Origin of the sequence: Parabacteroides sp. AF27-14 (assembly GCF_003635425.1) — a bacterium.
GTDB classification, from domain to species: Bacteria; Bacteroidota; Bacteroidia; order Bacteroidales; family Tannerellaceae; genus Parabacteroides; species Parabacteroides distasonis.
This window is the reverse complement of sequence record NZ_QTLZ01000030.1, coordinates 13,018-38,690: the sequence shown is the minus strand read 5'-3', so window position 1 is coordinate 38,690 and position 25,673 is coordinate 13,018. Positions and strand designations below refer to the sequence as shown.

The window sequence follows — 25,673 nt, the reverse complement described above, 5'->3', positions numbered from 1 at the left end:
GTCGTTTTGAATTTTACAAATGTTACTTCGGATTTAGTGGCGGACACCGGATTACATCTTCATGCCCTTATTGTTTCTTTTTTGCGGCTTCTCCTGCTGCTGTTGCTGCGCGGTGTCCTTCGGGGCGGTCTGTCCCTTCCGCAACGGCTCCTTCAGGTTCTTGGTAGCCTCGTTGGTCTTGCCCTCGCTGTTCACCGCCACCTGCGTGCGGCTCTCGTTGGAAGGCGCGACCTTCTGCGCGTTGTCGGGGTTGGTGTCGTAGCGGTACGGGCGTCCCTTCTCCGGGTTGAACTTGATGTACATCGTGGCGTGGAAGCCCTGCTTGTCGGTCACGTTCTCCAGTTTCACGGCTTTGCCCGCCACGTAGTCGGCTTTCTGCTGCTCGGTGAAGTCCACGCCGCTCCATTTGCTGATGGGGCGGATGCTGCCGTCGGCGTTCGTCCACGTGTTGCGGCGTTGCTCCTTGTTCGTGTTGGCTGTGTTTTCCGTACCTTGCGCCTGTTTCTCCTTATTTTCCTGTGTCTGGACGGCACGGGGCGACCTGCCGGTTCCCGGCACGAACTCCACGCCGCGCTGCTCCACGTTCACTTGCAGGGTGGTGACGAACTTCCTGCCGTCCTTGCGTTCGATGAGTTTGTCACGCACGGGCAGACCGGCACGCAGCATGTCCTGCTCCTGCTTGGTGATTTCCGTCTTGCCGATGCGTTCCGGTATGCGCACCTTGCTGGCCGAGACATCCGTGATTTCGTTCGTCTTGCGGTCGATGCTGACGAACGAGGGGATGATCTCGCCCGTTTCCCTGTCCACGAGGTCCACGACCCTGCCGAGGTTGCCCGTTTCGCGCAGGTTCTTCCGGTCATCGTCGGAGAACTTGTGTTCCTTGTAGTCGTCGAGCTTCTGCTCCTTGCGGATGAAGTGCGGCACAAGGCTGACGTTGCCCTCGCCGTCCTTCTTGAAGGAGAGGCGGGCGTCCAGTTCGAAAGCCTCTCCGCCGAAATTGGGCGACACCCTCACCAAGTCGGACTTGCCGTAGTTGAGCATCCTGTTAAGGTCGCCCGACTTTTCAAGGTCGTCGCGCTTCACGCCCCATTTCTCCTCCAACTTCTGCCAGTTGATCTTGCTCTCGTCGATGGGCTGGTAGCCCCGGTTGCCCTGCGTCTGCTGAGGACTTTCCTGATTCTGTTCGTTTTTCTGTTCCATTTCTTCCTGTTTTTTAGGTTCGTCATCTTGTTTCTGTTCCGGTTGTTCCTGTTTTTCGGCGGACTGCTCCTCCTGTACTTTCTTTTCGTAGCCGGAGGTGTCCACCTTGTGGGGCGCAAGCATCTCCTTGTTGCCGTCGGGATCTTTCAGCAAGTCCTTGATAACCTCCAGCAGTTTGTCGGCTTGGTCCGCCGCGACACGGTAGAAACCGAAGCGGCTGGGTTCCCTGCACTGCCGGAAGAAGTTCCTGAAGAAGTTGTCCAGCACGTCGCCGTGCCGGTCGAATTGCAGGAAACTCTGCGCGTTCTCCGCTTTCGCGGGGATACGCTTGGGGGAGCCGTCGGCGTTCAGCCCGGCTACCACGCTGATTTCGCCCGTCTTCTCGTCACGGACAACCAGCACGTCCTTTTCGTCTTTTTTCTTTGCCATCTGAAAAATGTTTTAATGGTTATTTTTGAAAGAAATTATGGATACGAGCCTTGTAGAAGGCTATGTCTTCCTTGCGGAAATCCTTTACATGTTCGGAGAGGAACGTCAGCACGTCCGCCTCGCTGTAATAGGTCTTTTTGCCGAGCGTCTTGTAGGGCAGCGCGCCGATGCTGCGGTAGCGTTGCAGGGTGCGCTTGCTGATCTGGAGCAGTATGCACAGGTCTTGGTTGTCGAAAAGCCTGATCCCGTCCATCGGGTTCGGGGCTTTGCCGGACGGCTGCATGGAGAGCAGCATCTCGTCCTGACGGTCGAGCCGTTCCATCACCTTCTGCATCCAGTTCTCGAAATTGTTGCGGGTAAGCAGTTCCATGTCTTACGTCCTCCTTCCTTTGGGTCTGCCGCCCGTGCGCAGCGTGTGGTTGCGTTTCAACTGTTCCGGTGTCGCGGCTTCGCCCGTAACGGTGCTGTCTTCGAGCAGGCGGTCGATTTCCGACTGCCGGTAGCGGCACTTGCCGCGCAGCACGACATAGGCGATGCGCTGTTCGCTGCGCATGCGCTGGAGGGTGCGGCAACTCACGTTCAGCAGGTGCGCCGCCTCGCGGGTGGTGAGCAACCTGTCGGGAGCTTCTTCCTTCCTACCGCCGGAAACGGCACGCACGTGTGCCGCTATCTCGGCTATCTGTTCCGTCAATGCGGTGAAGGCGGAACTTTCCATCGTTATCACTTTCATATTCAGTTCTTTCTTTTGGTTTATTTGCATGAACATAGGCTGCGCCTCGGCATACCGTTCAAGCGGGCTTGACGTTCTGCGCTCGGCTTGCGCTATGTTTCTGCGACAAAATTCGGCAATAAACCAAATGGGCTTTAACAGCTCACTACGTGGCTCACGTAAGATTTTTACGGATAATGGCTCCGTAACCCGGACAGACGGCGCAACAAGCTGCCTTTTAGCGGGAAACGGTACGTGTTCAAGGCGGCTTCGTTACCTTTGCGGCAAACTCTGAAATGTTTTGCTTATGGAAATAGTATCTATCGAGAAAAAGACCTTCGAGATGATGGTGGCGTCCTTCAACGCCCTCGCGGAGAAGGTAGCCGCCCTGAGGCGCAGGAGCGACGGCGGGCGGATGGAAAGGTGGCTCACGGGCGAGGAGGTCTGCGGGCAGTTGAGGATCAGCCCGCGCACGTTGCAGACTTTGCGTGACAGGCGGCTTATCGGCTACTCGCAGATAAACCGCAGGTTCTATTACAAGCCGGAGGAGGTCAAAAGGCTCATTCCGCTTGTCGGCACGCTCTATCCCGGCGGAAAATGATTTGATTTTTATTATTCACAACCCACTGAATCCGAAGTTATGATGAACGAGAACAATGAAGTGTTTACGATGGAGGACGAGCCGCTTGCCACCGTCGTGCAGAACATGCGCAAAGGCTCGAAATGGCTCTCCGCCTTTCTGGAAAGTTACCGCCCGCCGTTGGACGGGGAGCGTTACCTGACGGACAGGGAGGTGGCGGAACTGCTCCGTGTCAGCCGCCGCACCTTGCAGGAGTACCGCAACAACAGGGTGCTGCCCTTTATACTTTTGGGAGGGAAGGTGCTTTACCCCGAATCGGGGTTGCGTGAACTATTGGAGGCGAACTACCGCAAGCCGATGGAATAAGGCGGCTGCATGAAAAAAGGAAACGGGCAACTCCATACGGGCTGTCCGTTTCCTTTTTCTTTTTTCTTTTTATGCGTGTTTAGCAATACCCGGCTTTTCCGTTCTGTATGAACATCACGTATGCCTGCCGCTTTTCCTTCGAGAGTGCCTTGCCCACCAGCCACGTGCGGAACACGTGTGCATGGTAGGTGTTCAGCCGGAAGGCGATGGGGATGATGATTTCCAGCGAATACACGTCGGCTGAAAGCCCGTTTTCAAGCCGCATGTAGCGACACACCTCGTAGTCGTTCAGCACGTCCGGCTTGCGGACGGCTCTGATGGCGGCGTTCACTGCCGGGACGCCCGTGTGGAACAGTCCGGCGATTTCTGTGGAGGTCATCCATATCTCGTTACCGGTTACGCTGACCGCCTTGTCCTCTATGATGATTATGTCACGTTTCATGGCTTTTCTTTTTAGATGGTGCAACCTGCAAATTCCTCGATGCCGTTCAACCTTGCGGCAAGGTTCTCCATGTCTTGGTTGAGCTTTTCTTTGGTGATTTTCGCGTATATCTGCGTCGTTTTTATGCTCTTGTGTCCCAGCATGGAACTGACCGTTTCGATGGGTACGCCGTTGGAGAGGAACACCGTCGTGGCTGCCGTGTGTCGGCTCTGATGCCACGTGATGTGCTTGGTGATGCCGCAACGCTTGGCGACGGAACGGATTCCGGCAAGGCACGTGTTGTAGTGGGGAACGGGGAAAATCCTGCCGTTCCCGCACAGACCCCGGTATTTGTCGATGATGCGCTTTGCGATGTCGAGCAGGCGGATATTGGACACCACGCCCGTCTTCTGGCGGTTGATGTTTATCCACTCGTGTTCGTCGAAGTAGGTATGGATGTTCTCTTCCGTCAGGTTGCGCATGTCGGCGAACGACAGGCCCGTGAAGGCGCAGAACAGGTAGAGGTCGCGGTAAAGCTCCTGCTTGGCGTTTTTCAGCCTGCCCTCCATCAGCAGCCGGATTTCCTCTTTCGTCAGGAAACTGCGTGTCGTTTCCTCCTTCTTGATTTCATACTCCCGGAATGGGTCGCGTGTGAGCCACTCGTTGTTGATGGCGATGAACACCATCGTCCGCAAGGGGCAGACATACAGCCACACGGTGTTGGTGCAGCAGTGCTTGTCCGTGCGCAGGAACATCTCGAAGTCGGAGATGAAGGCGGGCGTAAGCTCTTTCAGCGCGATGTCCTTCACGCGGTAGCGGATGGTGAGGAACTCTTGCAGGTGCTTGTAAACGGTCCTGTACTTCAGGAGCGTGCCTTTGGCTTTCATGCCAGCATCCACCTGTTTCTCGTAGTCTTCGTTGTGCTGCCGGAACACCTGCATCAGCGTGTGATAGCGATGTTCCAGTCCGAGAAAGGCGTTCTTGACCTTCTCCGCCGTGACGAAGTTGTCACGCTCCATGATTTCCTGATAGTGTTTGTTGATGCGCACACGCATCTTGTCGAGCATGCGGTTCGTTTCGAGTGCCGCCGAGCTTCTGCCCGTGACACGTCCCCCTTTGGTGTCCCACAGCTTGGGATCGACGGTCAGTTTGCAGCTGAACTGCGTTTGGCTGCCGTCCACCGTAATGCGTCCCATGACGGGTACTGTCCCGTCCTTTTTCACTACCTGACGTTTGAGGTAGTAGATTACTGAAAATGTACTCTTCATCGTCCTTATTTTTTTAGGTTCAAAATTAGTTGGTGAAGAGTCCGTCGCCGGTACGCAAAACGGGGAGGAACGGCGCAATCTTTTTCCGTAACCGGATTTGTTGCGTGAGTTGTCAGTAACTCACTAATCCTTAACGCCTTGTTTCGTTATCCGTGTCCGTTTGTCGCCATTCCGTGCATGGTTACGGACAAGTAACGTAGCGGCGTCCTGATTTGGCTTCAGCGGTGATTGCGATGGCTTCACGAATAATCGGAAGCACGACTGAAACCCTTGTAACTCAATTCTATCACTATATCTTTCCGCATTTCTCTTTTTTGTAGTAACTTTGTCGCAATATATACTGATTGATATGTCTCTCACTCATGGATTGATTTACAATGTCTGTATATTTGCCTCCTTTTTCAAGGTAACCAATGGAACTTGATAAATAGAAATGTTTTGTTTGTAAATACTCGATATCTAATGATATTTGATAAGTCGTTAACTTATGGGGGTATAAATCTATATTTGCACCTTTGACTCCTTTTGTTTGTAATTTCGAAAAAGCTAAGCCGTTTTCTAATTTAAATACTTGTGCGTTCAGATTAGAGATACATGATAATAGATTAACATACAAGAGCAAACAGTTTCTCCTAGGGAAAACTAAAGTTTCGTAAGCACAAAACTAAGGTTTCCTCATGAGGAAACAAATGTTTCCATAGCGGAAAACTTTTGTTTTATACTAAGAAAAACTATAAATATCAATTAATCAGTTTTTTAGATGATATATGAAGCATGATCAAATAGATAGCTTGCCGGCTAAGCAATGTCTCCGTCTTCTGCCGCTTCTTGAAAAAGATAGGACTAATAATGCGGTTGGCGAGTAGGGGACGATGGTGTTTTGTGATTGAAAAGTAGTAAATGGTGGTAGATACGAGCCAATAGTGGTAGATGCTATTTATCTACCACCACTCGATAAATAACTTATAACCAATTGCTTATAGCTATAGTTGTAGGTGTGGTAGATGATTTGATAAAAAAATCCCGGATAGCGTTTAATCTACCCGGGATTATATATAATGTATAAGACCTTATCTTAGTCTCTGTACTCCCTGCGAGGTCCGCGATCACCACGATCTTGACGAGGACCACGGTCTCCACGGTCTGGACGAGGTCCACGCTCACCTCTTTCTGGTCTTGGTGGACGTTCCTCGTAACCTTCCGGTTTCGGAAGCAATACCTTGCGGGAAAGTTTGAACTTGCCTGTCTTCGGATCGATATCAACCAACTTGACAGAAACCGTATCGCCTTCCTTCAAGCCAGCTTGCTCAACGGTCTCCAGACGTTTCCAGTCGATCTCGGAAATGTGAAGCAAACCATCCTTGCCCGGCATGAACTCAACAAACGCACCATAAGGCATGATAGAGGAAATCTTTCCTTCATAAACCTCTCCGATCTCAGGAACAGCCACGATACCTTTGATCGCCTTGACAGCCGCATCGATCGTAGCCTTATTCGTGCCGGAGATCTCGATCTTTCCTACGCCGTCTACCTCATCGATAGAAACCGTAGCGCCCGTCTTCTCTTGGATACCTTGGATGATCTTACCGCCCGGGCCGATTACCGCACCGATGAATTCTTTACCGATAATCATCGTCTCGATACGAGGTGCATGAGGTTTCAAATCCTCACGAGCTTCCGGTTGAGCCTCCAAGATCTTGCCCAAGATATGCATACGGCCCTCTTTCGCTTGAGCCAAAGCGTTCTCAAGGATCTCGTAAGACAAACCGTCTACCTTGATATCCATCTGAGTTGCCGTGATACCGTCTTTCGTACCCGTTACCTTGAAGTCCATATCACCCAGGTGATCCTCGTCGCCTAAGATATCAGACAAGATGGCGTAGTTCGTACCCTTGTTCTCAGAGATCAATCCCATAGCGATACCGGATACCGGTTTCTTCATCGGGACACCCGCGTCTCTCAACGCCAAGGTACCGGCGCAAACCGTAGCCATAGAAGAAGAACCGTTAGACTCCAAGATATCGGAGATTACACGTACTACATACGGATAGTTGTCCGGGATCATACGTTTCAGCGCACGGTGAGCCAAGTTTCCGTGTCCGATCTCACGACGGCCTACGCCACGTGTAGCCTTAGCCTCGCCAGTGGAGAACGGGGGGAAGTTATAATGTAAAAGGAAACGCTCGTAGCTATGATTCAATACGTCGTCTATCATTTTCTCATCAGACTTCGTACCTAAAGTAACCGTAGATAAAGACTGAGTCTCTCCACGTGTAAAGATAGCGGAACCGTGAGGACCCGGCAGGCAATCTGTCTCGATCCAGATCGGACGGATCTCGGTAGTCTTACGACCGTCCAAACGCTTGCCCTCATCAAGGATGGCACGGCGCATAGCCTCTTTCTCTACATCGTGATAGTAGCGACCGATCATTTCCAGTTTCTCGTCCGTCAACTCCTCCTCGGAGAATTGAGCCTTGTATTCCTCTACGATTTTCTCGAATGCCTCGCTGCGTTCGTGCTTGCCGCTACCGGATGTGGCTACGGCGTAAGCCTTGGCGTAACATTTGTCGTGTACGTCCTTGCGCAACTCGTCATCGTTTACCTCGTGGCAATATTCACGTTTTACCAATTTGCCGCAAGCCTCGGATAATTCCAATTGAGCCTTGCATTGTACCTTGATAGCCTCGTGAGCGACCTTGATAGCCTCAAGCATCTCAGATTCCTGAACCTCGTTCATCTCACCCTCAACCATCATGATGTTGTCTATGGTAGCGGCAACCATGATGTCGATATCAGCTTTCTCCAATTCCGCGGAAGTTGGGTTGACGATGTATTTTCCATCCGTACGAGCTACACGAACCTCAGAGATCGGTCCGTTAAAAGGAATATCAGAAACTGCCAAAGCGGCGGAAGCGGCCAAACCTGCTAATGCGTCCGGCAAATCTTCGCCATCCGCGGAGAACAATATAATATTTACATATACCTCAGCGTGGTAGTTGTCCGGGAAAAGAGGACGCAACGCACGGTCTACTAAACGAGATGTGAGGATTTCATAATCAGAAGCTTTTCCTTCTCTTTTTGTAAAACCTCCGGGGAAACGTCCAAAAGCGGAGTATTTCTCTTTGTATTCTACTTGCAACGGCATGAAGTCAACACCCGGGTTCGCATCTTTAGCGGCACAAACAGTGGCGAGCAACACGGTGTTGTTCATACGAACGGTAACCGCTCCGTCCGCCTGTTTGGCCAATTTCCCGGTTTCGATGGTAATGGTTCTTCCATCACCTAACTCGATCGTCTTGTTAATTGGATTAAGCATAATCTTTTTTCTTATTTTTCTATCTGTCAAAAATTGGTGCAAATGTAATGAAAGTTTACCTGTAATTGCATGAAAATGAAAAGAAATAACAGTCTTGAAATACTTTTATAGAAAAAAGCCTTGAAGAAATACGGAATAATAGTGCCACAATTGTAAAATAATGTATATTTGCACCAGATTAGTAATATAGACAAACTGGAATAATGAAACAAATATCTACGAATTTACTAGCTGTGCTGTGTGTTATGTTGCTTTTGTTCACGGCTTGTAAGAAGAATTCTGATTTTACGGTGGAAGGTGTAGTGTCCGGCGCAGACGGCCAGATGATGTATCTGGAGAATGTAGGTGTGTCGACGGTAGAGTTGATGGACTCCGTAAAACTGACGGCGGCCGGTAAATTCAGCTTTACGAAGCCTCGTCCGGCATTCCCTGATTTTTATCGCTTGCGTCTGAATAACCAATTGATCAACTTCTCGGTAGATTCTACGGAGACGATCTCGTTCGTGGCCGATGCCGGGACTTTCGCTACTTCTTATAGCGTGGAGGGCTCAGAGAATTGCAAGGCGATCAAGAATATTACCTTGGCTCAATTAGACGCGAACCAAGCGATCCATCGTTTACGGAAAGAATCTGAGTCCGGTCTGTTGGCGGATTCCGTATATTCCCGCCAGGTGCTCGAGGCCGCCGAGGCTTATAAGGACGTGGCTCGTAAGTATATTTATTCCGCCCCGATGTCCGCTGCCGCTTACTTTGCCTTGTTCCAGCAAATCGACGGCTTGCTGTTCTTCGATTTGTATGACAAGAACGACTCGAAGGCTTATGGTGCCGTAGCCACCAGTTTCGATCATTATTATCCGGAAAGCCCTCGTGCTAAGCATCTGTATAACTTGGCTCTTCAATCGATAAAGGTGATTCGTAGCCAGCGCCCGATGGATTTGGATAAGGTGGAGAAGAAAGAGGTTAGTTTCTTGGATATCGAGTTGCCGGATATACATGGGGAAAACACGAAATTGTCTTCTGTCGCTACAGGTAAGGTGGTGTTGATCAACTTCACGGCCTATATGTCCGAATGGTCTCCTGCCTTGAATATGGAATTTGGCGATTTATATACGAGGTACCACGATAAGGGCTTGGAGATTTACCAGATCTCTTTGGATAATGATGTCCACTTCTGGAAGAACGCCGCTTCTAATTTACCTTGGACTTGCGTGCGTGATCCACAGTCTGTTTACTCTCAGACCGCAGCGTTGTATAACGTGAAACAGCTTCCGGCGATCTTTATCTTGGATCGCAAGGGAAACTTGGTTAAACGGGTGGACGACGTGAAGAAACTTGAGGCTGACATCAAGTCCGTATTGTAAAATGTTCATGATTTAATCATCAGATTTATATGTTATAAAGCACTTTCGTAAACTTGTTCATCTTAGAAAGATAACCTAACTTTGCGGAGTCTTGAAATGATAAAAAAGGGGAGTTCCGGCCATATGACTTGGTCGGGATTCTTTTTTATTATGCGATAATCAATCAATATTAATATAAAGAATAAGGAGGATTTAATATGGCTGTTAGTTATATGACAAAGGACGGCTACGATAAGATTTTAGCTGAAATCAACTATTTGGAGACCGTGAAGCGCCCTGAAATATCAGCCCAGATCGCTGAGGCGAGGGATAAGGGTGACTTATCCGAGAACGCTGAGTACGATGCCGCCAAAGAGGCTCAAGGTATCATGGAGGCTAAGCTTGCGCAGTTGAAAGGTTTGATCTCAAACGCCCGTCTGATCGATGAGAGTCGTGTGAAAACAGATGAGGTTCAGATTTTGAACAAGGTGAAAATTAAGAATACGAAGAATAACGCTGTCATGACCTACACGTTGGTATCGGATTCGGAGGCTAACCTAAAAGAAGGAAAGATCTCCGTAAGCACGCCGATCGCCCAAGGTTTGATGGGAAAGAAGGTAGGGGATGTCGTTGAGATCCGTGTACCTTCCGGCTTGATGACGTTTGAGATTATGGATATTTCAATTTAAAAACAGAAAGACGTATGGCAACTATTTTCAGTAGAATCGTGGCGGGTGAGATCCCTAGCCACAAGGTTGCGGAAGACGATGAGTTTTTTGCTTTCCTCGATATCAATCCGGTAGCCTTGGGGCATACCTTGGTAATTCCCAAGAAGGAGGTCGATTATATCTTTGATATCGATGATCCGATGCTGGGACGGATGGTAGCTTTCGCTAAACGGGTAGCTCGTGCCCAAGAGACCGCTATCGAGTGTAAGCGTGTAGGATTGGCTGTCATGGGCTTGGAAGTGCCCCATGCGCATATCCATTTGATTCCTATCACGAAGGAGTCCGATATGTATTTCGGCGGAAAGAAATTGGCTGTAAGTCAAGAAGAATTGGCCGAGATCGCCGCTAAGATTAGAAAAGAATTCAAATAATTGAATATAATTTTTTAATTATAAAAAATTGGTTATATTTGTACCCGCTGTTTTATGCGTGACAATATCATGCAAAGGGGACAGCAAATCATTAATATGATTCATTAGTGGTTTTTACTCATAAATTTGTTAACCTTAGAAGAAAGGCCCCTCTGTGACAGAGCGGCCTTCTTTTTTTAAACACACAATAAACATTATAAACTACTAAATTGATATCTTCATCTTACATCTTCGAATAGGATTAGGGGAGCCAAACGGCATGCCTGTTCCAACCGTGTACACCGTTCCAGTAATCATGCCAGTCATATAGCATACCGGATTGATGGATATATACGCCACATAATACAAGGGAGATAAGCCATAAGGCTAATAATATCCATCTTGCTTGCGTCGGTAAGGGACGTACCTTGAACAATTGGCAGCAAATCGCGTATATCAGGGAGAATATGGGGATGCCAATGAATAAGATCGTCCCTATGCATCCCATGATTGCCATTGACAACGGTGCTCCGTTTATCAAGTCCGCTCCGAACGGAGAGAGGTTATAGATGAATCCGGCCCCACCCATGAGCAACGCGAATGTTACGACTACCAGAATGAATACGACTAATACTAGCGGTGGCAATAAGATGATTCCGGCCAATATGATGAAAAACTTCAGGATGAACCCGATGACCAAGACGAAAACATCCGCCAGCTTTTGGAAGAAGTTCCTCGGCTTATCCGAGCTGATAAAGTCGTTCACGTTATTGCTGACTTTCTCGAATCCATCTGTCACGGTCTTTCCGATATTCTCCACCGTCACGCTTTGTCCGCGCATCTCGAGTTTCTCGGTCGCCGTGCGTGCCATCGGTACGATGATCCACAACAAAAAGTAAAGCGGAACTGTGATTCCATAGAAGAACATCAGAAGGAAAAGCACGATACGTACGGCAGTCGGGTCCCAATCCATGTAGGCGGCGAAACCTCCGGCGACACCTCCCAGAATACGGTTATCCGGGTCACGCATCAAGCGTTTCTTGGTCGTCTGGGTATGAGTCTCCTGTTGTTGTGTCCGGTAATTATCCTCGTGGTCGGTGCTTTTCTCTTCCTCCTCGAAAATCTCTTCCGGCTTACCCATCCGTTTGATCACTTCCTCTACCTGCTCGATCGTGATGACCTCGTAGCCTAAGCGGACACGCTCGTTAAGAAGTTCCGAGATACGCATCTCGAAATCATCCATGATCTCATCCGAACCCTCTTCTTTGCGGAAGTGGATGCGCAGGTTAGACAGATATTTGTCTAATAATTGGTATGCGTCTTCGTCAATGTGGAAAACTGTGCCTCCCAGATTAACAGTAAGTGTCTTCTTCATCACTCTTTCGTTTTAATTGTTTCTGATGTGGTTTATTGTATCATTTAGTTCCTGCCATGAAGCCTCCAGCTCGCCGAGGAATAGTTCTCCTTTCTCGGTCAGTTGGTAATACTTGCGTGGCGGTCCTTGCGTAGATTCTATCCACTGATAACTTAATAGCTCGCTATTTTTTAGTCGGGTTAAAAGAGGATATAAAGTGCCTTCCACAACGATCAACTTCGCTTCTTGTAACTTCTGAATGATATCAGAGGTGTAAGCGGGTTCCTTTTTGAGAAGCAGGAGGATGCAATATTCCAGCGTCCCTTTCCTCATTTGTGATTTTACGTTCTCTGCATTCATCTCTTTTAATTTTATGCTACAAATGTATGTATTACATATGTACTATGCAATACATGCTACTATGAATTATTATTATTTAACCGAATACTTGCACAAAAAGAGCAATTATGTGTAAAAAAAGGACTGATGTCGTGTCTTTTAGAAGAGAAAAGCGTACTTTCGCGGTATCAATTCAAAATAAGGAATTATGATTTATTATCATTTCGCCGAGTTAATACACCGTCAGGCAGAGAAATATGGGAACCGTACAGCGTTGAAACATAGAGATAACGCTACGGGGAAATGGTTGAAGATTTCTTGGAGGGAGTTTTCCGATAAAGTTATGCTTACGGCCAAGGCGATGGCTGAGTTCGGGATAAAGGTACAAGAGAATATCGGGGTTTATTCCCAGAATATGCCTCAGTGTTTATATACGGACTTCGGTGCGTATGGTAACCGGGTGGTTTCCATCCCGATGTATGCGACGAATTCTCCGGGACAAATCGAGTACATCATCAATGACGCTAAGATCCGCACGTTGTTCGTGGGTGAGCAATTGCAGTATAATAACGCTTTCAAGGTACAGAAGGACTCTAAGTATCTGGAGCGTCTGGTTGTCTTTGATCCGGCGGTCAAGATGAATCCGGAAGATAAGACGTCCATTTATTTTGATGATTTCTTGCGCTTGGGGGATAACGCGCATGCGGAGAGCACGGTGAAAATACGTATGACGGAAGCCGTTCCGGAGGATCTGGCTACCATTATATATACGTCCGGTACGACAGGTGAGTCGAAAGGCGTAATGCTTCCTCATTCTTGCTATCTGGAGGCGATGCGGATACATGATGTACGTCTGCCTCTGGTAACCGACAAGGATCTATCCATGAGTTTCTTGCCAATGACTCATATCTTCGAGAAAGCTTGGTGCTATTATTGTCTCCATAAAGGGGTTACGATCGCTATCAACCAAGACCCGAAAATGATCCAGAAGACATTGCCGGAGGTTCATCCTACCTTGATGTGCAATGTGCCTCGTTTCTGGGAGAAGGTGTATGCGGGCGTGCACGAGAAGATCAACTCCGCCTCTCCGGCCATGAAGAAGATTTTCTTGGATGCTATCGAGACCGGGCGAAAGTATAATCTGGAGTATAAGAATAAAGGTATTCCGGCCCCGTGTAGTCTGAAGTTGAAGTTCCAATTTTACAATAAAACGGTTTTTACCTTATTGAAGAAGGTATTGGGTATTGAGCGTGGACGGTTTTTCCCGGTGGCGGGCGCTCCGTTATCGGACACGATTAATGAGTTCTTGCAGTCCGTGAATATCCCGATCGCTTATGGTTATGGACTGAGCGAGACGACGGCTACGGTTTGTTTCTACCCGGAGATCGGATTCCAGTTTGGTTCTATTGGTGAGGTAATGCCGGGAGTTCAAGTGAAAATAGATCCGGGGAATAACGAGATCTTGGTGAAAGGCAAGACCGTGATGTCCGGGTATTATAATAAACCGGAGGAAACGAGGAAGGCTTTCACCGAGGATGGTTTCTTCCGTACCGGCGACGCTGGTCGTTTGGAGGGTAATACGTTATTCTTTACGGAACGAATCAAGGATTTGTATAAGACTTCAAACGGAAAATATATCGCCCCGCAAGCGATCGAGATGGTGATGAGCGGTGATAATTATATCGAGCAAATCGCTGTTATCGGCGATCAACGTAAGTTCGTGAGCGCCTTGATCGTGCCGGCTTATCCATTGTTGGAGAAGTATGCCGGGGAAAAAGGCATCTCGTTCGAGAGCCGGGAGGAGTTGGTGAAGAACAAGGATATCATTCGTTTCATCGAGGCTAGGGTAGAGGAGCACCAGAAGAACTTGGCTTCTTACGAGAAGATCAAGCGCTTTACCTTGTTGCCGGAACCCTTCATGATGGGATGCGAGCTGACGGATACGCTAAAGTTGCGCCGTCCGGTCGTATTGCAGAAGTACGCTACCGAGATAGAGGCGATGTACGAGGAATAACGAGTTTGTCGGCTATCAACTATTTCTTATCTTCGCGGTAAATTTAAAAAAGAAAAGAACATATGATCACATCAGACCAACTACATGACGTGTTGGAGCGCGATAAGGCGCTGAGGGGGTATCTTTGACATCGATAGCAAGACCATTCAGTTAGAAGAGGAGGAGCTACGTACGCAAGACCCCGGTTTCTGGGAAGACGCCAAACGTGCGGAAGTCCAGATGAAGAAAGTAAAGGAGCTAAAGAAATGGATCGAGCTTTACGGTGAGGTACATGCGGCGGCTGAGGAGCTAGAGTTGGCTTACGAATATGTAAAGGAAGAGATTATCACCGAGGAAGAGGTGGACGCGGCTTATAAGAAGGCCCTTCATTTACTGGAAGACTTGGAGTTCCGCAATATGCTTCGTGACGAGGCTGATCAAATGAGCTGCGTGCTCAAGATCAACTCGGGTGCCGGTGGTACCGAGAGCCAAGATTGGGCTTCCATGTTGATGCGTATGTATCAGCGTTGGGCTGAGAATAACGGTTATAAGATCTCTATCGCCAACTATCAGGAAGGGGATGAGGCCGGTATCAAGACGGTTACGATCGATATCGAGGGCGATTACGCCTATGGCTATCTAAAGAGCGAGAATGGCGTGCATCGTTTGGTACGTGTATCTCCTTACAACGCCCAAGGTAAACGAATGACCTCTTTCGCCTCCGTATTCGTCACCCCGTTGGTGGATGATACGATCGAGGTAAAGGTAGAGGCGGCGGCTATCTCTTGGGATACGTTCCGTTCAGGCGGCGCCGGAGGACAGAACGTGAACAAGGTGGAATCCGGAGTTCGCTTGCGTTATCAGTTCAAGGACCCGTATACAGGCGAGGAAGAAGAGATCTTGATCGAGAATACCGAGACTCGCGACCAACCCAAGAACCGTGAGAACGCTATGCGTCAATTGCGTTCCATCCTTTACGATAAGGAGTTGCAGCATCGTATGGCCGAGCAGGCCAAGGTGGAGGCCGGAAAGAAAAAGATCGAGTGGGGTTCGCAGATCCGTAGTTACGTATTCGATGACCGTCGCGTAAAAGACCATCGTACGAACTACCAGACTTCCGACGTGAACGGTGTGATGGATGGAAAGATCGACGATTTCATCAAAGCATACTTGATGGAGTTCACCGGAGAAGAAAGCGCAGAAAAATAAGTTTTTCCCTTTAACATTTGCATATCTCGATAATAAATCGTAATATTGCACCCGATTTCAGAGCCTAGCTCTGAACAGGTCCTATAGCTCAGTTGGTTAGAGCACCTGACTCATAATCAGGGAGTCCTTGGTTCAAGCCCAAGTGGGACCACGATGGATGATCGCTAAATAACGTAATATTAGTTATTTAGCGATTTTTTATTGTACCTGCATGAACTAAAAAAGAATATGAGTGTTTGAGGTCACAATTTGTGATCTCTTTAGAGAAACGCCGCCGCCCTCGTGAATATGGAATGAAAGGCTTGGTTGATCAGGCCCGGATCGATACGGGAGTGTGTCGGGAAGGGGATTTGATGGGAGTAAGCGAACGGGAAATCCAGCTCTTCCAATATCTTGCCGGACGCTTTTCCTAAAGCCTTGATCACCCCGCCAGTAGGCATAACGATATCTTTTTTCAATGAGATCGCCCGAATACGATCGCAAGCCCGTTGGAAGAACGACTCCCGGTAATCTCGTAACACATCCTCACGTACCATGGCCTTAAAGGCTTGCTCCAGAAAATCATTCTTGAACGAGGTGGGAAGCGTACGGTTCTCCAAGAAATCATGCCGGAAGTAATGGCGTACCTTGGCGAACGCCTCCTTGTCCATGATATCACGGGCGTTGCCATCCATCTCACTGAAGATGGAGCCACCGCAAAACATGAATAAACGGGTGTCCGTAAACATCTTGTCCGGATTCGCTAATAACAAGACCTGCGAGAGTAACGCGCCGATGGAATAAGCGAATAAGTTGATGGACGTATCTTCCTTGAACAAAGGATGCTCGCCGTTCTTGATCTCATGAACCAATTGCCACATATTATAAACGGATTCTCTGCCCGAGGCGTAAAAGCGTAACGGGTTTTGGGATAGCCGGCTGCTGAGGGCTACGTTGGCGAAGGTGGAGTTCGTCACGTTCGCTATCTCCTCCTTGCGTTTGCTTACCCAAGGGAGGATCGCACGAGGATTGGCCCATAATCCCGGGGTACGGTTCATATGGAAAGCGATCGGGAACAGGATGACCGGTTTACCGGTCGTATGGGTGAGGTATTCCGCCCATGTGAGGTATTTTTCCCAAGTCCGCTCGTTCAGGCCATGCAACAGGATAATCGCCTCATTATTCTTTTTACGTCCCGAGGGCGTGAATATGGCATACGAGAAAGATTTGTTCTCTTGGATACGATCGTCTGTCATCGGACAGAATCCGGTGGGGGTAAGTCCCTTCTGGAACTCGTCGATCTCGCTGGCGCCACGGGTCTGGGTGAAGCGAAACGGGATGATCTCCAGATGGCTCTCTTCCAATTCAGTCTTTTTGTCATAAGAGAAAAGACTGTTCAGTTGCTTAGTACGAAGTGAAATATCCATAATCCTCTGATTTTTTACTGCAAACAAACAATAGAAAAACATCTCTTCAAAATAAATGGTTTAAACGGGCTTTGTTGGGGACATAAAGTGTTATTTAGGGGTGAAATCTTTTATAGAGGGGTGAATTTCGTCTGGGAAAATGATTACATTTGTTCCAAAATAGAGGCAAAAAGATGGGAATGTGGGATCAAAAAATACCAAGTTACATATACGGTAAGCAGAATATCGTGAGGCTGATTCTGTGGACGGCCTTGTTTGCGTTGGTGTTTATCAACATCTACAAGCCGTTTAGCTCCACCTCTTGGTACAAGGTCTCGGAGTTTAAGTTCTTCGTATTCTCCAGCTTGATTATCTTGACGGGAGTATTGGTGGTTGTCTTGAGCCGTATTATTCTGTTCCATTGGGGGAAGCGGCATGCTATCACGGTCCGGACCTATGCGATCTGGATCGTGCTGGAGATATTCTTCATGTCGCTTTTCTATACGATTTATACGTTGGTACTGAATCCGGAACGAGAATATATGGAAGTTTTTAACGATTCGGCGGTGAATACCAGTCTGGTTTTATTGCTCCCTTATTCCGTGCTGCACCTGTATTTCTCTTATAAAGAGAAAGAGCGGCAATTGCGATTGTTGGAGGAGAACCAGACAGAAGCGGCGGTTCGGCAAAGCGTTTTCTCTTTCTATGACGAGAAGAACGAGTTGCGCCTTTCCGTGAAGCGAAGTAACCTGCTGTATCTTGAATCGGCGGATAATTACGTTTGTATCTGGTATCTGAATAAGGGGCAGCTCACGAAATTCATGCTTCGCAACTCCTTGAAGGCGATCGAGGAGAGCCTCGCTGATACGAATGTACTCCGTTGCCATCGTTCTTTCATGGTAAATTTCGACCAAGTGAAGGTGATCCGCAGGGAGAAGGAGGGTGTTTATCTGGAGCTGGGGATCGAGAAAGTACCCGATATCCCGATCTCCAAGACGTATAGCGAGAAGGTAACCCGCTGGTTCCAGACCTATTCTTCCTAGCGGGCTATTTCAATTCGATATTATTTTCTTTCGCGTATTGCGAGGGGCTCATGTTGAATTGCTTGGAGAAGGCCCGGCTGAAATAGGATTGCGAGTTGAAACCAACCGCCTCGGCGATCTCGTAAATTCTCATATCGCCTTGAAGGATCAACTCGGCGGCTTTCTTTAGCCGGCTGATCTTGATCAACTCGTTGGGCGTTACGTTCGACAGGCCGTTGATTTTACGGTAAAGGGTCGGACGGCTTAGATTCATCAAGTCCGCTATCATGTCCACGTCTAGGTTCACGTCGTTTATATGGCTGTCGATGATATCGTTCAGTTTCTTCAAGAACTTCTCGTCCGCCTTCGTGTAAGCCATGGATTTGATATTGGCAATCGGCGAGTTGAAGTAATAGGCACGCATATTGCTCCGGTTGTTCAGCAGGTTCGTCACTTGGGTAAGCAATAGATCCATGGAGAAAGGTTTGTCGATGTAAGCGTCCGCCCCCAGCTCAAGCCCTTCCATGCGAGATTGTAAGGTGTTCTTAGCCGTCAGGAGGATGATCGGGATATGGCTGAACTCCAGATTAGTCTTTATCTTTTTCAATAAGGTGAAACCATCCATGACAGGCATCATGATATCGCTGATGATTAATTGGATGCCATATTCCTGAAGACGGGCAATCGCCTCCTCGCCATTACCGGCGGTGACAACATTGTAATGGACATTGATCTCTTGACCGATGAAATGGAGCATTTCGGTGTTATCTTCCACCACGAGAACCGTCGGGCGGGATTCTTGGGTGACATATTTCCGCTCGCTGGCAGGGTTGGTCAGGACCTCTGCTTTCTCTTCCTCTAGTTTTAATGAGTTCGGTTGGTTCACCGGCAAACGTAATCTAAAGATGATAAGCCCGGCCGGAGATTCCTCCAACGTCAATGATCCCTCGTGCATCTCCGCTAAAGAACGGGCCAAGGGTAGTCCGAGCCCGGTCCCGGATTTATGGATAGAGGAGTCATCCCGGTAGAAAGGCTCGAAGATCTTTTCTTTTATCTCCTCCGAGATGGGCTTTCCATCGTTCATGATATCGATCGTGAATCGCTCGCCATCTTGCGCCTCGAACCGGACGATGATCTTGCTTCTTGCGTATTTAATAGCGTTCGATAGGAGGTTGCTGAGTATCTTCGTGCAAGCCTCCTTATCGATAAAGGCGTAGAAAGATTTCACGTTACACTCGATAATCATTTGCAATGCCTCCTGCTCCGCCGTGTCGTGGAAACGCTCAAAGGTCTCTTGCATCAATGCGATGATGTCCGTATGTATGAAGTTTAGTTTATATCCCTCGATTTCCGTCTTCCTGAAATCCAGTAGTTGATTCACTAGATCCAGTAGCCGGTTCGCGTTTTTATCCACAATTGTCAGATAATTCTTTGCGCTGGGAGATAGCTTGATGTCCCGTGTTACTTTCTCCAGAGGACTTTTAATTAAAGTCAGGGGCGTACGTATCTCATGAGCGATATTGATGAAGAAATCAATCTTAGCTTGATAAAGCTCCTTCTCCTTTTCATTCTCGAACTCCTGTATTTTCTGCTGTATATTGGCCTTATTATGCCGGGAAATGATAAAGATCAGCAACACTACGCATCCGATAGCGATAATCCCATATAGGATTAACGCCTTGGTAGAGAGCCACCATGGGGGAAGGATCGTAATCTGGAACATCGCCGGCTCATCATTCCAAATACCGGACAGGTTCGCCGCCTTCACCTTGAACGTATAATTACCGGGCGGTAGTTTCGTGAAATAAACCCGGTTCTCGCCCACCACATGATACCATTTGGAACTTAACCCTTCCATGCAATAGGCGTATTGGGTGAGGTTGGGGGCTTGGTAGCTTAATGATGTGTAGTCGATGTAGAATGTGGACTGATTATGTTCTAAGGTGATCCCTTTTTTAAAAGTGATGTCTTTTTGCCTCAATAGATTATGGTCGGGGTCCGAATAATTGATTTGTGTCATATAAATCTTCGGTTGGATAGAGAACTGTTGGATATTATCGGGGTGGAACCGAACCAAGCCTTTCAAGGTCCCGAAATATAATTTGCCGTCTTTAGCTTTTAAAGAAGAGTTATAGTTGAATTGATTGGACAGGAGCCCATGTTCTTTTTTGAACACCTTGATCTCTTGATTGACCGGGTTAAGTACGGCTAGGCCATTTGTGGTACTGATCCACATGTGGCCTTTAGGGTCTTCCTCGATCCGGTAAATGACGTTACTGGGTAGGCCGTCTTGAGTCGTGTATTTTGTCGTACCCTTTAAATTCCGGTCGTACATTTTCACTCCGTTTCCAGTAGCGAACCATAGATTGTTTTTAGTATCCTCATGGATGTGATTGATCGTCCGGTTGGCGTTCGTGTTTATGGAATCCAATTTAAATTCGCCGTGTTTTTGCCGGATTGGATCGAAATAATATAATCCGATATTGAATGTTCCGGCCCATATAACCCCTTCGTGATCCTCGAAGATCGTTTGTATCCTGCAATTACCGGGGAATTGATGGAGAGGCTCGAAAATATCTTTCTCCGGATTATATTGATACATGCCGGATGCCGTAGCTATGAGCAAGTTATTTTTCCGGGTTTTATAGAGATATACGATGATATCGTTTTGGGAGGCGTAAGGATTCGGGGCGATCGTATAATGCTTGATGATTTTCTCCGTACGGATATCCATCACGTCTACCCCGTTAGCGTGTGTCCCGATCCATAGATAGTCTCCAATCACGGTAAGCCCGTGGATACAGCTTTGGGAAAGACCGTCTTTATCTTGGAAGTTCTTATAGGTTTGCGTACGGATGTCGAGTTTATTGAGACCAGCGTCTTCGGTTCCTATCCATATATTATGGTTAGCGTCTTGGCAAATATCATGGATAATATCACCGTTAATTGTTTTTTGCCCGGGTATATTGTAGTCTTTCTTGAATTTGAGATAAGGGGGAAGGTAATTAATGCCCCCATTATCCGTACAGATCCATAAGCCACCTTCCCGGTCCTTGCAAAACTGTTTGATAGCGTTATTGGATAGTGAATATGGATCGCATTTGTCTTGTTCTATGTGAAAGGTCTTGTTTGAGGGGATTTGGTAGATATAGATACCGTTGTAGGTGGCGATCCATACCTCGTCGTTTGTCACTTGGAAAATATCCCGGGTATAGAGGGGGCTGTTCTTTTGCTGGGTAAGGACATTTCGGCAAACACCTGTTTGTATATTGACTTGTTTGACTCCGTTATCGCTTGTACCTATCAGTAATGTATTATCGGACGGGGATGCCCATAGAGTCGTCATATTATCTATATGTAGGGTGTCGCTACCGTTATGGATATTTAGAGGGATGAATTTGTTATCGGTCGGGTCTAAGAGGACGACATTGCCGTTTAGCGTGGTGGCCCATATCTGATCTTGGGGGGTGATATAGAAAGAGGTGATCGGATCACTATCCTTATACAGGTAGTTTTGGTGTAGCTCGGATTGCTCATTATATTTAATAAGGGAAAAGCCGGATAACAGCATCCACAGGTTCCCTTGGTGATCAAATTCCAGATAGGTACAGCCGATTCCTTTCGTGAACTTTATCAAGGAAAAAGTATCGGTTTGGTAATCGTATTTTTGTACTCCCATATTAGTACCCACCCAGAGTTCACCGGAAGGGCTTATCGCCAAGTCGGTAATCCAGCTACTTATTAAAGTTCCTCTCTGTTTGGTTTGATTTTTTATGATATGGAATTTGTTCCCGTCAAATCGATTGAGCCCGTCCCGTGTTCCAAACCACATAAAGCCATAATGATCTTGGACACAACATGTCACGTTATTATTGCTTAATCCATCTTCTACCTCATAGGATTTAAAGTAGTATGACCGGGCGTTGACTTCTATTGCGGTTACTACAAATAATAGGACGTATAAATAATTCATCAAGTTTTTTTTCATAGATCTCCCTTGTATTTCATGCGCAATATAAAGCCTTTTCCTAGACTTTTCATAGCAGTATCGTATCATTGTTTTTCATTTTGTTTCAATGTCCAGACTTCAGTTTTTGGCTTTAAAAGCCGTTCCTTGTAAGACTGTTTGTTGAGACGATAGGTAATAATTTTGAGAGAAAAGTGCAATACTGTTTGACTCAAGGGGCTTTAATTTTGGCAAAAACAGTGTGAATCTTTAAAAGATAGAATATGAATCAAAAAGTAAAAGTAGGTATAATAGGCTTTGGTCGCATGGGTGGATTTTATTTGGAGGAGATGCGGAAGAGCGATCAATGGGAGGTACTTTACATCTGCGATACGGACCCAGAGGCACGAGATTTGGCAAGGAGGAAGTCGCCGACATCCCGAATCGTAGCGGATGAGCAAGTTGTATTCGAGGACCCGGAAGTACAAGTGGTCGGTTTATTTACATTGGCGGATTCCCGGTTGAGGCAAATTAAGAAGGCAATGGCATTTGGCAAACATGTCATCTCAGAGAAACCGGTCGCAGATACGATCGAGCATGAATGGGAGGTCGTGAAATGCGTGGAAAACTCAAGTTTGTTCTCGACCGTTAATTTGTATTTGCGTAATTCTTGGTACCATAATACGATTAAAGAATTTATCCGGAGAGGAGAGATCGGAGATTTGGCGATCATTCGCATTTGCCATATGACTCCGGGGTTGGCTCCGGGTGAAGGTCATGAATATGAAGGTCCGTCTTTTCATGATTGCGGAATGCATTATGTGGACATTTCCCGGTGGTATGCCGGATGCGAGTATAAGACATGGCATGCGCAGGCGATCCGGATGTGGGATTATCCCGAACCTTGGTGGTTGCAATGTCACGGGACATTTGAGAACGGGGTGGTATTTGATATAACACAAGGGCATGTGTATGGACAATTATCGAAAGACCAAACGCATAACTCTTACATAGATGTAATAGGAACGAAAGGAATCGCCCGGATGAGTCATGATTTTAAGACTGCGGTCGTGGAGTTGAGAGGTGTTAATGAAACACACCGGATCGAGAAGCCCTATGGAGGGAAAAATATAAGTACGCTATGTGATTTGTTCGCAGATTCCGTACGGACTGGTGTTTTTAATTCCCGCCTACCACTGATGCGTGATTCCGCTATCGCTTCCGAGTATGCGTGGAAATTTTTGGATAACGCTAGACGAAATGAGATGCCTTCTATCGGGAATCTACAAACCTTGGAGGAAATCCGGGAGAGAAGACGGAATATGACGGAAGGGTATGGCTTACTTCGCCATGTAAAATTGTCTCATTCTTGATACGATTTTCTCAATGACCGGGGGGGGACAGGCTGGAACTTGTATTATGCGACAATCGGAAACGATTTTGATAAAATAGAAAAAGAGGATTCTTCATATCCGTGATACATTTGCTACTGCTTGTTCATAGAGCGAAAACAGAAACATTAATTTAATACTATGTAGCATGAAAAAAATGATTGTTCTTATCAGTCTTTTATGTGGAGCGTTTTTTATGAGTGCCCAACAAAGTAATCAACAACAAAGACCACCGGAAAGATGGAAACCTGAGAGTACTGAATGGTATTATCCGGTTCCTCCTAAGGTAAAGCCGGGTGTCGGAACTGGTGCTCCTTCCGATGCGATCATCCTGTTTGATGGAAAAGATCTTTCTATGTGGGAATCTGCGGGAAAAGATGGAGGTCCCGCTAAATGGACCGTAAAGGATGGGGCGATGATTGTGGCTTCCGGGACCGGATCGATCCGGACAAAAGATTATTTTGGAGATTGCCAGTTACATATCGAGTTCAAGACCCCTACACCGGGAAAGGATAATACATTACAGATGAAAGGTAATAGTGGCATTATGTTACAAAGCCGTTATGAGGTGCAGGTTTTGGATTGTGAGGATAATCCTACGTATGTGAATGGCTGGGTCGGCAGTATTTATAAGCAAAGCGCACCGTTGGTAAATGCTTTCACGAAGACAAATGAGTGGCAGGTTTATGATATTTATTGGAAAGCTCCCCGTTTCGGGACAAACGATGAATTGGAATCTCCCGCTATGATTACTGTGGTATTGAACGGTATCGTAGTACAGAATAATTATGTACTGAAAGGAACGACCCCATATACCGGTTTACCTAAATATGTAGCGCATGGCCGTCTGCCATTAAGCTTACAGGATCATGGAGTGGAAGTGGCTTTCCGTAATATATGGATTCGTAATTTATAAATTGTATAACCTTAAAATAATGATTTATGACTACACGTAGGAATTTTTTAAAGAACTCGACGATGTTGGCCGCTGGCTTAGGTATCTCACCTCTTTTGGCATCGGCAGCTCCTACCGTCTCTCATAAGGAAGAGACTATAAATGGGCGGGTGAATATCGCTGTAATAGGTGTCGGTATGGGATGCCGTGATTTGCAAGGGGCTTTGACTGATAATCCGTGGGTACATTGTGTGGGCATGTGCGACGTGAACAAAGTGAGACTTGATGAGCAGATCGCACGTTTCAAAAAAGACTTTCCGAACCAAACGACTTCGATCAAGGCATATAGTGACTTCCGGGAAGTCTTGGCAAATAAGGATATCGACGGGGTCATTATCGCAACACCGGATCATTGGCATCCTTACATCTTCGCTGAGGCTTTAAAAGCGGGCAAGGCGATTTATGTGGAAAAGCCGGTTGGTAATTCGATTCCGGAGTGCCATTCGATGATGGATTTCCAAAAGAAATATAAAGGGGTGGTAACAACTGGCTTATGGCAGACTAGTCAACGATATTTCTTGGCGGCTAATGAGATATTGAAATCCGGTGTGTTGGGGGATGTTTATAAAGTTCAGCTATGGCTTTGCCAATCGACGGACCCACGTCCGACCGTAGCGGATTCTCCGGTTCCTTCTACATTAGATTACAATATGTGGTTGGGCCCGGCTCCCGAGCGTCCATTTAATAATTACCGTTTTCGTGGATGGCGTGGTTTTTGGGATTATGGAGGCGGCCAGCAAACCGACTGGGGAGTGCATTGGATAGACTCTGCGTTCGATGGATTGAAAGCGTTAGGATTGTGTGACCGTGAATATCCGGAGGCGGTATTCTCTACGGCTTATAAAGATCCTACCTCTTTTAATGAGACTCCCAGTTGCCAGACAACGATCTTCCAATATAAGAATTTCCATATAGAATGGGCACAACAAGTCGCTCACCTGTATAATCGGAATCAAGGGGTAGCTTGGGTAGGAAGTAAAGCTACCTTAGTATGTAATCGTGAAGGTTATGAATTGATTCCAGAGAAGAACCGGGAGGGTGAGTTATTAACCGACCGTTCCCAGCTTGTCGGGAAGTTCGAGGATGGCGGTATTGAGGCCCATGCGACGAATTGGTGTAAGTGTATATTAAATAAATCTATTGAGACGAACAGCCCGATCGAGAAAGGGGCTTTCGCGACGATCCTAGCCCATATGGCTAATATCTCATATTTGACGGGAACTCGTGTTGTGTATGATCCGCAAGCTCGTAAGTTTGTGGATAATCCGAAAGCGGACGCGTATTTGAAGCGGAGCTATAGAAGCCCGTGGCAATTCCCGAAAGTTTAATGCGATTGAATGCTTAAAAACAACGACCGGTGGATTTTAATACT

At 47.2% G+C, this 25,673-nt stretch carries 21 protein-coding genes and 1 tRNA gene; 12 read left to right on the top strand and 10 right to left on the bottom strand.

Annotation, left to right across the window (positions count from 1 at the left end; genetic code table 11):
- Nucleotides 1-51 precede the first annotated feature (51 nt).
- Genes DWY79_RS20330 through DWY79_RS20320 form a run of 3 tightly spaced genes read right to left on the bottom strand, consistent with a single transcriptional unit; the run spans nt 52 to nt 2,395 of the window.
- Entirely contained in the window at nt 52-1,629 is a 1,578-nt protein-coding gene (locus tag DWY79_RS20330; protein WP_008645573.1) for a DUF4099 domain-containing protein, read from the bottom strand.
- A 19-nt stretch (nt 1,630-1,648) separates the two neighbouring features.
- On the bottom strand, nt 1,649-1,999 hold the full coding sequence (locus tag DWY79_RS20325) for a helix-turn-helix domain-containing protein (RefSeq protein ID WP_008655857.1): 351 nt from the start codon (nt 1,997-1,999) through the stop codon (nt 1,649-1,651).
- 3 nt (nt 2,000-2,002) lie between these two features.
- Nucleotides 2,003-2,395 carry a helix-turn-helix domain-containing protein gene (locus DWY79_RS20320; RefSeq protein WP_008655856.1) on the bottom strand — a complete coding sequence of 131 codons (393 nt, stop codon included), beginning with the start codon at nt 2,393-2,395 and terminating at the stop codon, nt 2,003-2,005.
- Between the two features lie 250 nt (nt 2,396-2,645).
- On the opposite strand from DWY79_RS20320, the gene DWY79_RS20315 reads away from it, so the two are divergent.
- Both DWY79_RS20315 and DWY79_RS20310 read left to right on the top strand, forming a co-directional pair.
- Nucleotides 2,646-2,939, top strand: a complete 294-nt coding sequence (locus tag DWY79_RS20315) for a helix-turn-helix domain-containing protein (protein ID WP_032535412.1) — start codon at nt 2,646-2,648, stop codon at nt 2,937-2,939.
- A gap of 39 nt (nt 2,940-2,978) precedes the next feature.
- Entirely contained in the window at nt 2,979-3,284 is a 306-nt protein-coding gene (locus tag DWY79_RS20310; RefSeq protein ID WP_008645571.1) for a helix-turn-helix domain-containing protein, read from the top strand.
- Nucleotides 3,285-3,363: 79 nt separating this feature from the next.
- Here the strand turns inward: DWY79_RS20310 and DWY79_RS20305 are convergent, their stop codons facing one another.
- The 3 genes from DWY79_RS20305 to pnp form a co-directional block, all read right to left on the bottom strand.
- Nucleotides 3,364-3,726, bottom strand: coding sequence for a hypothetical protein (locus tag DWY79_RS20305; protein WP_008645570.1), 363 nt, complete (start codon nt 3,724-3,726; stop codon nt 3,364-3,366).
- Between the two features lie 11 nt (nt 3,727-3,737).
- Nucleotides 3,738-4,973, bottom strand: coding sequence for a site-specific integrase (locus DWY79_RS20300; protein ID WP_008645569.1), 1,236 nt, complete (start codon nt 4,971-4,973; stop codon nt 3,738-3,740).
- Between the two features lie 1,075 nt (nt 4,974-6,048).
- A complete protein-coding gene (gene pnp, locus DWY79_RS20290) occupies nt 6,049-8,289 on the bottom strand; it encodes a polyribonucleotide nucleotidyltransferase (protein WP_121961140.1) in 2,241 nt (746 codons plus the stop codon).
- A gap of 203 nt (nt 8,290-8,492) precedes the next feature.
- Between pnp and DWY79_RS20285 the strand changes: the two genes are divergently transcribed.
- The 3 genes from DWY79_RS20285 to DWY79_RS20275 all read left to right on the top strand — a co-directional run bounded on the left by DWY79_RS20285 (nt 8,493) and on the right by DWY79_RS20275 (nt 10,728).
- On the top strand, nt 8,493-9,650 hold the full coding sequence (locus tag DWY79_RS20285; RefSeq protein ID WP_122370223.1) for a TlpA disulfide reductase family protein: 1,158 nt from the start codon (nt 8,493-8,495) through the stop codon (nt 9,648-9,650).
- A gap of 197 nt (nt 9,651-9,847) precedes the next feature.
- On the top strand, nt 9,848-10,318 hold the full coding sequence (gene greA / locus DWY79_RS20280; RefSeq protein WP_005860822.1) for a transcription elongation factor GreA: 471 nt from the start codon (nt 9,848-9,850) through the stop codon (nt 10,316-10,318).
- Nucleotides 10,319-10,332: 14 nt separating this feature from the next.
- On the top strand, nt 10,333-10,728 hold the full coding sequence (locus DWY79_RS20275) for an HIT family protein (RefSeq protein WP_005860824.1): 396 nt from the start codon (nt 10,333-10,335) through the stop codon (nt 10,726-10,728).
- Between the two features lie 241 nt (nt 10,729-10,969).
- Here DWY79_RS20275 and DWY79_RS20270 read toward each other — a convergent pair whose 3' ends face one another.
- Nucleotides 10,970-12,082: a PspC domain-containing protein gene (locus tag DWY79_RS20270; RefSeq protein WP_122370221.1), complete on the bottom strand. Its 1,113-nt coding sequence runs from the start codon at nt 12,080-12,082 to the stop codon at nt 10,970-10,972.
- 12 nt (nt 12,083-12,094) lie between these two features.
- Entirely contained in the window at nt 12,095-12,421 is a 327-nt protein-coding gene (locus tag DWY79_RS20265) for a PadR family transcriptional regulator (protein ID WP_005860828.1), read from the bottom strand.
- Between the two features lie 187 nt (nt 12,422-12,608).
- On the opposite strand from DWY79_RS20265, the gene DWY79_RS20260 reads away from it, so the two are divergent.
- The 3 genes from DWY79_RS20260 (at nt 12,609) to DWY79_RS20250 (ending at nt 15,753) form a co-directional block, all read left to right on the top strand.
- Nucleotides 12,609-14,414, top strand: coding sequence for a long-chain fatty acid--CoA ligase (locus DWY79_RS20260; RefSeq protein WP_048928503.1), 1,806 nt, complete (start codon nt 12,609-12,611; stop codon nt 14,412-14,414).
- A 62-nt stretch (nt 14,415-14,476) separates the two neighbouring features.
- A protein-coding gene (gene prfB / locus DWY79_RS20255; protein WP_122370219.1) for a peptide chain release factor 2 occupies nt 14,477-15,602 on the top strand; the annotation gives its coding sequence in 2 pieces (ribosomal slippage) (nt 14,477-14,539 and nt 14,541-15,602; 1,125 coding nt in all).
- Between the two features lie 77 nt (nt 15,603-15,679).
- Nucleotides 15,680-15,753: transfer RNA gene (locus tag DWY79_RS20250), tRNA-Ile, on the top strand.
- Nucleotides 15,754-15,862: 109 nt separating this feature from the next.
- On the opposite strand, the gene DWY79_RS20245 is transcribed toward DWY79_RS20250, so the two are convergent.
- Complete coding sequence (locus tag DWY79_RS20245; RefSeq protein WP_022192278.1) at nt 15,863-17,008, bottom strand: DUF6051 family protein; 1,146 nt, start codon at nt 17,006-17,008, stop codon at nt 15,863-15,865.
- 179 nt (nt 17,009-17,187) lie between these two features.
- On the opposite strand from DWY79_RS20245, the gene DWY79_RS20240 reads away from it, so the two are divergent.
- The gene (locus DWY79_RS20240; protein WP_005860837.1) at nt 17,188-18,030 is read left to right on the top strand and encodes a LytTR family DNA-binding domain-containing protein; all 843 of its coding nucleotides are present in this window, start codon (nt 17,188-17,190) and stop codon (nt 18,028-18,030) included.
- Between the two features lie 4 nt (nt 18,031-18,034).
- Here DWY79_RS20240 and DWY79_RS20235 read toward each other — a convergent pair whose 3' ends face one another.
- The gene (locus DWY79_RS20235) at nt 18,035-21,982 is read right to left on the bottom strand and encodes a hybrid sensor histidine kinase/response regulator transcription factor (protein ID WP_122370227.1); all 3,948 of its coding nucleotides are present in this window, start codon (nt 21,980-21,982) and stop codon (nt 18,035-18,037) included.
- Between the two features lie 257 nt (nt 21,983-22,239).
- Between DWY79_RS20235 and DWY79_RS20230 the strand changes: the two genes are divergently transcribed.
- The 3 genes from DWY79_RS20230 to DWY79_RS20220 all read left to right on the top strand — a co-directional run bounded on the left by DWY79_RS20230 (nt 22,240) and on the right by DWY79_RS20220 (nt 25,629).
- A complete protein-coding gene (locus tag DWY79_RS20230; RefSeq protein ID WP_005860841.1) occupies nt 22,240-23,328 on the top strand; it encodes a Gfo/Idh/MocA family protein in 1,089 nt (362 codons plus the stop codon).
- 166 nt (nt 23,329-23,494) lie between these two features.
- Nucleotides 23,495-24,262, top strand: a complete 768-nt coding sequence (locus DWY79_RS20225) for a DUF1080 domain-containing protein (protein WP_005860843.1) — start codon at nt 23,495-23,497, stop codon at nt 24,260-24,262.
- A 26-nt stretch (nt 24,263-24,288) separates the two neighbouring features.
- The gene (locus tag DWY79_RS20220; protein ID WP_122370217.1) at nt 24,289-25,629 is read left to right on the top strand and encodes a Gfo/Idh/MocA family oxidoreductase; all 1,341 of its coding nucleotides are present in this window, start codon (nt 24,289-24,291) and stop codon (nt 25,627-25,629) included.
- Nucleotides 25,630-25,673: the final 44 nt, after the last annotated feature.